This window comes from Plebeiibacterium sediminum (genome assembly GCF_026013605.1).
GTDB lineage: Bacteria > Bacteroidota > Bacteroidia > Bacteroidales > Marinilabiliaceae > Saccharicrinis > Saccharicrinis sediminus.
The window spans coordinates 37781-51676 of record NZ_JAPDPJ010000027.1; the positions used below are offsets into that span (position 1 = coordinate 37781).

Genomic DNA, 13896 nt, shown 5'->3' on the forward strand with positions numbered 1-13896 from the left:
AATCCTCGAATTCAAAATTTCTATAGATTTGCAACATACTTTCCTACGAGGTATCCGAAAGTATAGCAGCGTCCCAATGATAAACCATAAACAATAAGCGGATAATCTACTCCACCATAAAAACCACCACCTAGATTTCCTATAGCATATAAACCTTTTATGGGATTACCTGAGGAATTTAAGCACTGATGATTTTTATTTACAAGAAGACCTGAACATACTGCAGATAAACGTAGTGTGCGATGAATACCATAGAATGGCGGTTTTATAATAGGAAATAACTGATTTGCAGGTTTACCAAAATCACTGTCCATACCTTCTGCTGCAAGTTCATTATATCGTTTAACAGTGGCCATTAGAGTTGCGGGATCAGCTTTTATTTTATGAGCCAGTTCTTCAATTGTATTGGCCTTATAAGTATTAATAAAAGGGGTAGAAACATGATCGTGCGTAACAGATTCATCTGGCATATATTCCCTTAATTTTTCTGGATTTACTAATTTCCCCGGCCAATTTGCTGCTTGTTTCATATAGTTTGAATCAAAGATTTGTGAATATTGACCAGCCTTATCTGATTGTCGTAGATAATTGTTTAGTAGCGACATCTCGACATTCTCATTTACAAATCTATTGCCTGCATGATCAACGGCTAAAAAAGGCATATCGCACATTGTTGCCGGACCAGCATCAAAGTCATGCATCATTTTGGTATGACCAATGGGTTCAATAACTCCTCCGGCCCAATATCCCATTTTAAAACCATCACCGGTTTTGTTGGATTGCTTACGACCAAAATGTTTGGCATCAGGAATAAAATAATCGCACATGGCTTTATTATTCTGATAATCGCCTGTAGCCAATATCACTCCTTTATTAGCAAGTAGTTTGATATATTTCCCATCTTCACATTTACCATAAACACCTTTAATTTCTCCAGCACCATTTTTAATTAACTGAACTGCAGGCGTACTGAAATAGTACTTTACGCCAGCATCTTCAGAGTATTTGGCCAGTGCTTTCATTCCATCACCATTATTAAATGGCTTTGGACCAAAGTAGGCCGTATGATAACTAAGCTTGTAGCCATTAATATCCAAGATTTTAACCTGCTGAAGATTTCCCTGATTTATCACACTTGCCCCTGCCTTTTGAGAACGATTAATAACCCATGTAACAGCTTCTCCTGAATGATATGCCCATTCCCTTAGCAGCTCAGGACTACAGCGATGCGCATTTTCTTTCATTAAGGTAGATACCAATGCTTCCACACCTGCCCGATCACTATTCTCCAGATCTATACCAGCACCTGAATTCCCTTGCGAGATCACAATATTTTCTTTTTGAAGGACCCCAACAGTAGCGCCACTTTCCACTGCAGAAAGAGCAGCAGGAACACCTGATGCTCCTGCTCCTACAATAACCACATCGTATGATAATGTTTCTTTAACATCTGCTTCATTTATGTTTTCAGGTTTCGACAAAAACGATAGCATAGCACTTTCATCTGAACTGGTACCATAGATCATATTTTCATCAAAAACCTTATCTTCCGGACTGTTTGGTTTGCATCCTGTAAATCCAACAATTCCGGCAGCACATGAGGCAAGCGCAGTGCGGGATAAAAAGCTTCGTCGTGATATTCCCTTTTGGAGCGTATTTTTAAGGTATTTATCCATATTCGATCTGTAATTGTTTAAAAACTCAGGACTATTAACAACACTAACTTATGTATAGATATTCTCTATTTTGGAAAAATTTATTTGATCGCATTTTCACTATAATTAACCCTAACTCCTTTAAAGCTTATAACAAGATTTAATCCCAACATAGCTCTGGGATTCTCTTCTCCTTTTATATTACCATCCAATACATCAGAACTAATGGTGTTTAAATCTTTAACCCTGGCTAAAGTTTCATGATTTGGCCCAAAATAATGACCCGGATAAAGCTTTGTGATACCACATTTTTCCATCATGTCTTCCATTTTTATACACGTAGACTGAAGTGTAGAAAAATTAGTGGTTAAAAGTAAATTACCGGAACCAAAAGAGTCGCCACTAAATCCATATTTAGCTTCTTTATCAATAAAAGTAGTTGATCCCGGAGTATGACCAGGAGTAAACACAACCTCCAAAGTTCTTCCGCCTAAATCAATTTTTTCTCCATCTGTTAAATATTTTACTTCACCTTTGTAATTCGGCATAAACATTGGAATTCCAACTGTGTCGGCAGGATTGATGTATAACTCCGAAAAGTAATCAATAGAAGCACCTGTATGATCTGGATGTACATGTGTTGCAACCAACATGACTGGTTTTGATGTTATTGATGCGACAATCTTATCCAGATCTTTAATATTGGTGCCAGCATCAATCAATACGGATTTATCTTCACCTTCAACTAAATAAAGGCTTTCATTAAACATTACTTTTCCCGTTCCTACCCAGGTATGCTCATCTATCTGATGAAAAGTAATATCATCTCCTTTATATACTTCTTTTCCTTCGATACTCATCTCTGGCATTTGAGCAAACAAGGTTAATTGTACCAGAATAACTACGGTTAATATGAATAGATTTTTTTTCATTTTATATAGATGTTTTAGTTTTTGAATAGAACTTTACTTATTACTAAAAAAGAAGACCTCAGCGGTTTATACTAATTACAATTATTATTTAAACTACGCGTGAGGACACGCGCAGTAGCTAATGTAAACTGATTTGAGCCAATGTCTTTTATTCATAATACATAAGAAACTTTTGTTTTAATTGTAACATATCTTGTTTTTGTAAATATGATCTAAACGGCATCAGCTGATGATCCATAAAACAAGGATGAATTGACGATTAAGAATCGTTTTTGTTTGAGCAACGCGAGTTTAAACGATTTCAGTCAATCAACCGTAGTTTTATGAGTGAAGCAGATGCAGCCTTGATCTTTTTGCTTCGTTTTTAGATCAAGCTAAAAATGAAGAGCCCAGCGGCTTGAGCAAATTACAAATACTAAATAATACAATAATTAAAACGGACTTACAGGAGGAACTGAAGTTGCCACAGTCAATAATTCTTTGTCATGATTGTGAACCAATTCAGTTTCATTATCCCACAAAAACGTTGCGCCACCTTCTGGAGTAAATGGTTCCCAGGTAGGAATGGCTTCATTATTTGGATTGCCTGTATAAGCAAATGTAGCCCATGTTTTACTCATTTTATCTGCTAAAGCATAAGCTTCAGGAGTACCGGCATTATATTCTTCTGTACGGGCAATATTGTTGAATACAAATGCCAACTCCATACAATGGCTTGATTTCAATAAACCATTTAAGTGAGGCGCATTCCATTTAAAAACATAATTGTAAACAGGAGCACCACCGCTAACTGATGATTTTATATTTGCAAAATGAAGTAACATAGGACGAAACATCACATCTACATCAAGCATGTCTGATGGTAATTTTGTACTTGGATAAGCTTTTTTGTAAGCTGCCACATACTCTTCAGTCTTATCTTTAAAACGATCGTTTAATTTATTGATAACGGTAGCTTCATCTGCCTGTAATAAATCCTGATTACCAAATGAACCAAACTCAACCTGGTTGGATCCAATGATAAGAGGAATACCCTTTGACAGTTCTTCTGCACCCGGATCACCTGGTTGTAAAGGAATAAATTCACCATCGCATGAAGGAGCCCAACCTAAACGACCAAAACCTGATTCCTGAGTTTTAGCTACTGCTCTATTACCAGCTGCCAATAATTCTTCGTAAGGCAAATCTTTTAATTTGTCTACTTCTGCTTTTTTTAATCCCAATTCCTCCATAATAGCCAAACCAATCTTTTGAGTCTGCTCCCTGGTTGAATATCTTCCTGCAACACCACTTTGCATAATAGCTTTATGAAATAATCCTTTTGCTGATGGTGTGTACAACATGGTGGCCACTTTACCACCTCCTCCAGATTGACCAAAAATGGTTACATTCGCTGGATCTCCCCCAAAATTTTCAATGTTATCATGAACCCATTGCAAAGCTGCTACAACATCCATCATACCTACATTAGCCGATTGAGCATACTTTTCATTAACTGCTGATAAATCCAGAAAACCAAGAACATTTAACCTGTGATTAATTGATACTACAACCACATCGCCTGTGCGACTCAAATTCTCACCATCGTAACTAGGTAATTCACATGATGAACCTGCTGTGTATCCTCCTCCATGCAACCAAACCATTACCGGACGTTTTTTTCCATCATTAATAGCCGGAGACCAAACATTCAGGTTATTACAGGCATCTTTCATATACCAAAAATTATGTTGTTGAGCAAACTCCATTTCATCAAATAAAATCATGGATTCTACGTCAATAGGACAAACAGGACCATATGATCTGCAACTTCTTACGCCATCCCATTTATCTGGTTTTTCAGGAGGCATAAAACGCTCTGCTTTTGCATAAGGAATCCCTTTATAATTGAATATTCCTTTGTGAATATACCCGATCACATCACCTGATTCAGTGGTAGTTTTGGCAGTTTCACTGTTGGCAATCATAGGATGAGAGCCTTTGATTGCAGCTGGACTTGTTACATTGTTACTTGCTGTATTATTTTGACAAGCATAAAATCCTGTGCTTAACAAGATCAAGCCAATGATTAGTTTATAAGAATTACTAAACATATTAATATTTTTAAAGGGTTTTTAGTTTATTTATTGATCGCCACATATCGAGTTCCTTACTAAATCTGTCATTAATTACTTCACATTTAGTATCAATACGCATTGTAGGACGTGTTTTGAAATTATATGCAGGCCATTCAGGTACCTCCTTAGCTGAAGGAACACCTGTTTTAGCAAAATTTGTCCATAATTCCGCCATTTTGTGCGATGCGATATATTTATCCGGATTATTTCCTGCTAAACTCCAGAAAGGTTTATCTCCTTCCTTAGGAGGCACTTCGTTGTTGAATTTAAAAGAAATATCCATAGCATGAGGCGTTCCCATAGGATAATCTGTGCCTGGGATTTTCATGTCCGATTTATAACCAAAATTATACAGGTAAACAGGCGCTCCTTTTTGATTTGCTTTCTTTTCTGCAATTTCAACAGATCCCAAGCCCATTAAAGTAATAGATTTTACAGCCATTAATATTTGCGGAGCAGAAGCATCCGGCATGGATCTTCTGTAGGTTTCAATAATTGTGGCCGTATCCTTACCAAACTCCGGCTCTAATTTAGCCGGTAAATCATCAAAGGAAATCTTAGTTAAATCACCTTCACCCCTTGTCATGATAAAGAAGGCATATTCATCTTCATTCCAACCTGTAATCAAAGGTTTATCTTTTGAAATATCAGGAGCTGTTGGATCAAAAGGATGATTTGGTAAGGTCACACCGTCAACAACTGGTCCAAATCCAATCATTTCAGGCATATTAATGTTTTCCTGGAATGGAGGTATAAATGTGAATTTATTTTGGATTTCAAGTAATTGATTTGGTGTTACATCAAGCAACTTACGCCAGTTTTGTTTGGTAATATTAAGTTCTTTTAAAACACGTTCTGTGGTTTCAGCAGCTAAATCTTTGGTTAACATCCGAACACCGGGACCACTTTCGATGGAGGCTTTATTAAAGTAAGGGGCCGTTTCTGGCATAGCATATAAACAGGACGTTTTACCTCCTCCACCAGACTCACCAAAAATCATCACATTATCAGGGTCTCCTCCAAATTCAGCAATATTTTCGTGTACCCACTTTAAGGCAGCAGTAATATCCAAAACTCCCATATTTCCAGAGCCGGTATAATCCTCTCCTGCTATTTCATCCAAATATAAGAATCCTAATAAACCAAGACGGTGGTTGGTTTCAACAACTACCACATCAAAATTTCTTGCAAGGTTAGCACCATCCTGTCCGGCTGCACCTCCGGAACCATTTACATAGCCACCTCCGTGTGTATAAACCATTACCGGACGTTTTTTATGATCATTGGCCGGAGTCCATACATTCAGGAACAAGCAATCCTCTGCGGGAGCAGGCTCGCCTCTTCTTGGAGGTTGCATTGTTGGAGCACCCAACTCCAAAGCATCTTTTACACCTGTCCATGCTTCAATTGGTGCTGGTCTCCTAAAACGACGATCTCCGGATACGGTACCTCCGTAGGCGACTCCTTTAAAGCAGTTTACACCATCAACTCTTAATCCTTTTATTTTTCCGTGTGCTGTTGGTGCAATTACAAAAGAACCTGGATTTGTATGTTGAGTAAATAGTTTAGATGCAGAATAACCTACTGTTGGAAGTAGTACCGATGCTGCAGCAGTCATTGATACTCTTGAAAGAAATTTTCGTCTTGATAAATTTGCCATAATATTGAAATTCTTTAAATCCGAATTATTGTTCCGATTCTTCTATTAGATGAACAAGTCCGTCAATAATGCCTCTTTCTGCGTGATTAGGTTTTAATCGTGAACTTAAAACCTGAAAAGTATAACGCTGAAATGCTGCATCATCAGGGATATATCCTGAATTAGAAGAACCATTTGTTATTGATGAGAAAATCACATTTGTTAAAGGTGATTCCTCTTTAAATCTTTGTGCAATGATATTATATACCTCGGCATTTACACCGGCTATAGCAACATCTCCTAATCTTAAAAGACTCAGTTTAATATTTACAGGATCACCATCAACATAAGTTCCCGGAGCACCTTCCCTACCTGTATTTGTACGCTTTCTTCCAGGACAAGTGATGATTTCTTTAGAGCCTTGTATTGCTATTACTGAATCTGTTCTTTGTGGTAATCCGGTAACTCTGATCACTTCTTCACCTAATATCTGTCCTAGCGAACTAATCATTTGAGATTGGCGATCCAAAGCTGCCTGATCAACCTGAACTTCGCCATTGCCTAAAAATCCTGCCATCATGATTGCTTCAGCCAAATCTTTTGCTTTACCACTTTCTATAAGGGCTTCCACTTTTTTATGACCTACCTGCTCCATTGGTTGCGTAGTAATAGGATTTTGATCGCCTGCAGCACCGCTTGAAAATAATGCAACAACATCATTACCTAAATAATCTTCAATATATTTTGATGCTTCACCAGGAAAGTCTGCACTAATAGTACCACTCATAAACATCATGTTGGCATGCATGGCATAATTGTAGTAAACAGCAATAGGTGTTCCGCTTGCATCTCTGAATGTTAAAACAGCAACCGTTTTATCAGATGGTCCTGCATGATTAGGTCCTTGTTTCCAAAGTCTGGTTTCAGGATCAATTACATCTCTGTTGATATTTAAATAGGCTAAACCTGTTTTGTAACTAATGGTTGCTGGCTGAATATTGCTTTTAGCAGCTTTTACCACATCTATAACACCTTTTTCTACTGACGCTTCAGCGCCCCAGGGAGCACTGTGTGTATGAGATGGTGAAATAAACACGTTTAACGCAGGAATACCAGTTTCTTCCTCAATTTTTTTGGTGATATTATTGTACAGGTCATTATTTACCATTCCCTGATCTACAGCAACTAATGCAGCTTCAGTTACACCATTATCAATTACAATGGCTCTGCAAAACAATCCATCACGAATACTGTCATAACCTTTAGGCAAAGCATTTTCATCTGGTGTAATATCTACTTTTGCAGCGCCTACTTTTATTTGTTGAATTGATTGCGCATTTATTGGAAGTGCCAATAAGCTTATTATCCCAACAAGCAGTGTTAGAAATATCTTTTTATTTGTCATGGCTATATTGTTTTAATGAAAGTCGATTAATATCTACTTCTGGTTTTAATACATCATTTACTTCATAGGAAGCTTTTGATACATTAAATAATACTTTTGAAAAAATATCTTCCACTGAAGTTCCGAATTTAGCTGTGTACTTACCGCCATCAGTAACCCATGAATGGATAGCTTCATCATAAGAGGCCAAATCATAAGCACTGAATTTAAGCGTAAGTATTTGACTTTCGCCTGGAGCCAGTTCTTTTGTTTTTGCAAAAGCTTTTAATTCTTTGGCTGGTTTTTCAAGTTTTCCATCAGGAGCAGTTACATATAACTCAACAACTTGTTTTCCTGCTTTTTGTCCAATGTTTTTCACTGAAATAGTAGCTGTAAATTCACTGCCTTTAGCTGATATTTTTGGTTTTCCATACTCAAAGTCTGTATAACTTAAACCAAAACCAAATGGATACGAAATAGGCTTATTTACAGTTGAGAAATAACGATACCCAACATAAATATCTTCCTCATAAACGGTATAATCAACATCTTTACCTTCAGGACTATTACCAAAGAAACTGTTGTATGGTTTTGGAGTATAGTCATAAGGGAAATTATTGGTAGATGGATGATCCATAACTGCAATTGGAAAAGTCATTGGTAATTTACCAGATGGATTAACCGTTCCTTTTAAAACATCAGCAACAGAGTTACCGCCTTCCTGACCAGGTTGCCATGTTAATAAAATTGCATCCGGAAGGTTTTTCCATGAAGCCGTTTCCAGAACACCACCAATATTTAAAATAACTACTACTTTCTTACCTTTTGAATGAAATACATCACATACATCATTTAATAATTTACGTTCTTCGGTTGTAATACCGTAGTCATTAGGAATTTTTCTATCACCACCTTCACCAGAATTTCTTCCTATGGTAATCACGGCTACATCAGATTCCTCTGCCTGTTTTTGAATAAATAATCTTGCAACAGGCATTTCTTTTAATACAGGTTTACCTAAAAACCAGCTTCTGGCTTCTGTTTCACTGGCTATTTTGGCTCTTTCGTAAGCCTTGTATTTCTCGTATAAAGCCTTTAAATCTTCCTGAACGGTATAACCTACATTTCCTAAACCTTCCATTAAATCAACTACATATGCTTTGTTCACATCTCCGGATCCTGTACCTCCGGCAATAAAATCATAAGATGTAACTCCAAATAATGCAATGTTTTTAGTTTGTTCTGCTAAAGGAAGAGTTTTATTGATGTTTTTAAGTAACACCATACCTTCTGTAGCCGATTGACGGGTTACTTTAGCATTTTCTTTTAAGTTTGGTTTATTACTATACTTGTATCCTTTAAAACGAGGTGTTTTAACAACAAATTCCAACATACGTTTTACACATTTGTCAACATCTTCCATTGTTAACTCGCCACTATTTACTTTGGCGACAATCTCTTCTGCCTGAACTTGCATTCCTGGTTCCATTAAATCGTTACCCGCCTTAATCTGAGCTACTATGTTTCGTGGTCGTGTCCAGTCTGTCATAACAATCCCATCAAAACCCCATTCTTCACGTAAAACGGTAGTTAATAGGCCATGACTTTCCTGGGTAAAATCTCCATTTAATTTATTGTACGATGACATAACTGTCCAAGGCTTAGATTCCTTTATGGCAATTTCAAATCCTTTTAAATAAATTTCACGAAGCGCTCTTTGTGATACCTGAGAGTCATTCCCAGTTCTATTGGTTTCCTGATTATTAGCCACATAATGCTTTACTGAAGTACCAACTCCATTTGACTGTACGCCATTAACATAAGCTTCAGCAATTTTACCTGTTAATAAAGGATCTTCTGAATAATATTCAAAGTTTCTTCCGCAAAGTGGATTTCTATGAATATTCATTCCTGGAGCTAATAAAACATCTGCACCATATTCTAAAACCTCATTTCCGATAGTTTTACCTACTTCGTATACCAATTCAGTATTCCACGATGATGAAAGACAAGTGCCGACAGGGAATCCGGTACAATAGTAAGTATCATCATCTCCAGGTCGGGTTGGACTAATACGTAATCCAGCTGGTCCGTCGGAAAGAACGGTACTGGTTATACCAAGTCTTTCAATATTTTGTGTTGTTCCTGCAGCTCCTGGAACTAATTCTTCGGTATGACCAACTGTTGATTCTCCACCTCCAAATAAATGGTTGGGAGTACCCACTAATAACTTAGCTTTTTCTTCAAGAGTCATTGCTTTTAATATTTCATCGATATTATCCGATGATAACTTTTGAGCATTTAATGAATGAATTAGAAAGACATTCATTAGTAAGATCAGAATTTTAAATAGATTTTTCATGTTTTTTATATTTTGTCTTTTAATGGTCACAAAGAACTAGTCATAATAATCATCTCCCTGTTTAAGAAATACCTTTTCATATCTAGTTTAAAAGCATATATTTTAATAATAAGATGAAGTATTAATTATCAAGAGAAATAGTGGTCGGGAAAAAAGCTAAATGATGTTTACTATAAATCTTATACCTTAATACTTCATCTTTATTGTTTTATTTAATGGATGTTAGCGTTACAGGTCCCATTAATCCGGAACGTTTTAATGGAGAATCTGCTTTATAAAAAGGATTTGTAACGAATGTGATTTTCTCTTCCACATTTGGTTGCTGATCTCCAATTAATCGGTTTACCCATAAATTGGTAACCTGAACCTCCAAAGTATTTTCTCCAACTTTAAGAGCCTCTGAAATATCAACCTTATAAGGTTTTTTCCAGACTATACCCATTGATTTTCCATTGACAAATACTTCAGCCAGATTTTTAACCTCTCCAAGATTCAGATATACTGATGCTCCATCTTTAATCCAATCGTTGGACACATTGATTGTTTTATTATAGTTGGCTGTTCCTGAAAAGTATTTTATTCCGGAATTATCATTTTCATTCCAAGGAGTTAATGCCTCAAATTCAACTTGAGAAGGCGCTCCTCTATCTTCCTGGAAGTGAATACTCCAAGGACCATTAATTACTGCTAAATCCTCTTCGTTCTTTTCCGGAATTGTATATTTATCTGTGCTTGTATTATTTTGAAATACCACAAAATAGGCATCTTCTGGTTCCATTTGTAACTGAACTTTAGTGATATCATCAGAAATTACGTAAGATGCTTTTTCAATTCTACCAGTTTCAGGATGCCATATTTCCGGCTCTTTTCCTGATACCCGGAAAGTAGCATCAAATGCTTCCACTCTTTTATTGCGATTGTTTACCCAATAAATATCAGCATCTCCCACCTTACGGTGCACATAAAACATTTTGGTATCCTGCAATGGTTTTGAATATTTAAAGTCAGGAATAATTCCTTCTGAAGTTAAAACTGATTCTAATTCTAATTTTGGATAGACTTTTCCTTCACCAACCATATTAACGCCCGATTCATCAGCCCATAGTTGATTTACGATTGTATTAAAGGCTTCTGTTTCATCAGCAAGACTTGGTGTAATAATTGGCTTAGGACCAACAACAATAGCTCCTGCTTCAACCAATGACTTAATTTTATTAAGCACAGCTAATGTCATATACTGACTATTTGGATCTAAAGCCAGAATGCGATATTTCATTCCTGTTGGTGTTTTAATTAATCCATCCTCTGTATAAAGAAGATTTACCAAAGCATCTGCATTAATAAAGTCGTAATTGTATCCATCAGGAATAGCTGGAAGGCTCTTACCTCTTAATTTACTAAACAGCGTAGTGATATTGTTATCTTCTCCATAATAGTAGGCAATATCAGCTACAAATTTACCTTGTTGCAACATATAACAACTACGTGATAAATAATTGGTCCAGGCTACAGCCTGTTCTGCCCATGTTTCATTACGTGTAAACCATTGTCCGAATGGTCCAAGGCTTACTCCTGGAACTTTATCCATCAAAGGTTGGTGTACAGAAGTATGAATCACAAACCTGTTTAAACCGCATGACATTAACTGATCTGCAATTTGTTTTAAAGTATCAGGAGACCAGGCCCAATCAGAGCCCATGGCTGTTAACGATTCTGCAGCTACATATTTCTGTCCGTATAAATGCGAAACAGATGCTGACTCACGAATATCTGCCTGATAAAAAGAAGCTACCTCACCTTCATTTCCACCAAAACCGCCAGGAGTCCAACCTGCTCCCATAGGGACTGCAGCTGTCTTTTTAGCCTCCATTCCATCTCCAATAAAAGCTCTGCGTGCTTCATGCGATTCGGAATATCGGGCCATATTTCTTTCCTTAAGTAAAGTGGTTAGTTGATCATAGTGATTCTCAGTAACCAAATCAGCCAATGTTTTACGGAAATCCCATAAAAATTGATCACTGGCTTCAGCACTTTCCACAATTTGTCCTGTTAACACCGGAAACCAGGGGATCATATCATAGCCTCTTCGGTTTTTAAATTCTGTAATCATATTGTCGGTCCAGTTTTGAGTACCAGCTTCCCAACTGTCAGTGATTACATATTGAAGACCGTGCTCACCCATTAGACCATTAGAAGCATCTTTATACTGATCTAAATAATTGGTAAAATATGCTTTAACATGTTTTGCACTTAATTTATCCACTTCTAAACCTGTTGCTTCAGGTGATGCAGGTCCATTATTATGTCCTGTTAATGAGTATCCTAAACGAACAATCATCCAGTTTCCATCAGGAACATCCCATTGTAACGAACCATCGGCCTGCATATTTGCAGTTAAATCAACCACAGTACCTTTATTTACAACAGTTTCTGGTTTCACTTCTTTGGTAAATACATCATATAAATCAGTAGCAGCCTGAAACGCAGCCTTATCTTCGAAACGATGTACTTTACCTGTTGTTGCCAAAACCAACTCAGCTACATGAGTCCCTTTAGGCCCACTTGGTCCTCTACCCATCATTGGTAACCCGGGTATTCCTTGTGGTCCTCTATCTGGAAGTTGAGTCCATGTAAAACGATAATATTTTGCACTTACTGGTTCAAATGAAAGTGTTAATTCTGCCAATGAACTAGCCGGGATATCTAAAATTTTTTGAAAGGTTTTACCATCATTACTCATTTCCAGAGCCCGAGTTTCGCTTGGCGGACCAAACATACTACTAGCGCCACCCCCTACAATTGTTAAAGCCTGTACTTCTATCGGATTATCGAATTTATATTGGATCCATGATTTTTCACCGACTTTAGCAGCAGGCAAAAAGTTAGATTTCATCAAATCTCCATCCGTAAGTTCTTTTAGATTAAATTGACCACCACTTGAAGTAACCTCAGGTTTTAAGGACATTAAAGATTGATACGATTGAGGTAATTGATAAGCAATAACTGCAGCATCTGCATAATAAGATGGCGTATCATCAGCTCCATGACTCATAAAACCGGGTGTAATTGCCACATTTTGGAAAGGACCGGATACTGATGGCGGTTCAGGAAGTTTACCACTAAAAGTCTTCCCTCCTTCAACCTGCATCTGACTCCAAACATATTTTTTCATGGCTTCCTCTGGTTTTACCCATGGGCCGCCACTTTCACTCCATCCCGGAGATCCTGCTATAGCCATTTCCAAATGCAATGAATCTGCTAATTTTGTGGTAAATGAAAAAGCATCTTTCCATTCCGGAGTCATATAAATTAGTCTGTTTTCGACTAATTGAGGACAATTTAAACCTGCGTCAAAATTCTGAAAGCCTCCTATACCTACTCTGTGCATCCACTCCAGGTCTGCTTTAATACCTTCTTTAGATACGTTTCCATTCATCCAGTGCCACCAAACACGAGGTTTAGCATCATCCGGAGGTGTAATAAAATCTGTTTTCAGATCTATATGTTGTTCTTGTACCTTGCTTTGGCATGATACTATAAGAACAGTACAAATAATAAGGAAAGTTTTTAGTACTCCTGTATTACTTTTATAAAATTCTATCCAATTTCTTTTCATGTGTTTATATTTTATATCAAATGATCACATGGAACTCTCAAGAAATTTCAATCATTACCATGTGAGTAATTCTTAAGATTAAAATTTACATGTTCGTTTCATCTTTTAATTCATTCTTTATTTATTCAATGAAAATGCAGTTAAAAATTCAGGCATCTTAGCTATATGGATAATGACAAAACTTTTAACTG

7 protein-coding genes are annotated in these 13896 nt (G+C 36.9%); all 7 read right to left on the reverse strand.

Translation table 11 applies throughout. The annotated features are described in order from the left end of the window. Window positions 1-20 precede the first annotated feature (20 nt). Window positions 21-1676, reverse strand: coding sequence for an FAD-dependent oxidoreductase (locus OM075_RS12615; protein ID WP_301190880.1), 1656 nt, complete (start codon window positions 1674-1676; stop codon window positions 21-23). A gap of 80 nt (window positions 1677-1756) precedes the next feature. Further along, window positions 1757-2587 carry an MBL fold metallo-hydrolase gene (locus tag OM075_RS12620; protein WP_301190881.1) on the reverse strand — a complete coding sequence of 277 codons (831 nt, stop codon included), beginning with the start codon at window positions 2585-2587 and terminating at the stop codon, window positions 1757-1759. Window positions 2588-3018: 431 nt separating this feature from the next. After that, window positions 3019-4680: a carboxylesterase/lipase family protein gene (locus OM075_RS12625; protein WP_301190882.1), complete on the reverse strand. Its 1662-nt coding sequence runs from the start codon at window positions 4678-4680 to the stop codon at window positions 3019-3021. A 10-nt stretch (window positions 4681-4690) separates the two neighbouring features. Continuing rightward, on the reverse strand, window positions 4691-6364 hold the full coding sequence (locus OM075_RS12630) for a carboxylesterase/lipase family protein (RefSeq protein WP_301190883.1): 1674 nt from the start codon (window positions 6362-6364) through the stop codon (window positions 4691-4693). Window positions 6365-6389: 25 nt separating this feature from the next. After that, window positions 6390-7748, reverse strand: coding sequence for a neutral/alkaline non-lysosomal ceramidase N-terminal domain-containing protein (locus OM075_RS12635; protein WP_301190884.1), 1359 nt, complete (start codon window positions 7746-7748; stop codon window positions 6390-6392). Further along, window positions 7738-10089 (reverse strand): glycoside hydrolase family 3 C-terminal domain-containing protein, encoded by a 2352-nt coding sequence (locus tag OM075_RS12640; RefSeq protein WP_301190885.1) that lies wholly within the window; start codon window positions 10087-10089, stop codon window positions 7738-7740. The genes OM075_RS12635 and OM075_RS12640 overlap by 11 nt, the downstream gene beginning before the upstream one ends. Before the next feature lie 208 nt (window positions 10090-10297). Then, a complete protein-coding gene (locus OM075_RS12645) occupies window positions 10298-13705 on the reverse strand; it encodes a glycosyl hydrolase (protein WP_301190886.1) in 3408 nt (1135 codons plus the stop codon). Between the last annotated feature and the right edge of the window lie 191 nt (window positions 13706-13896).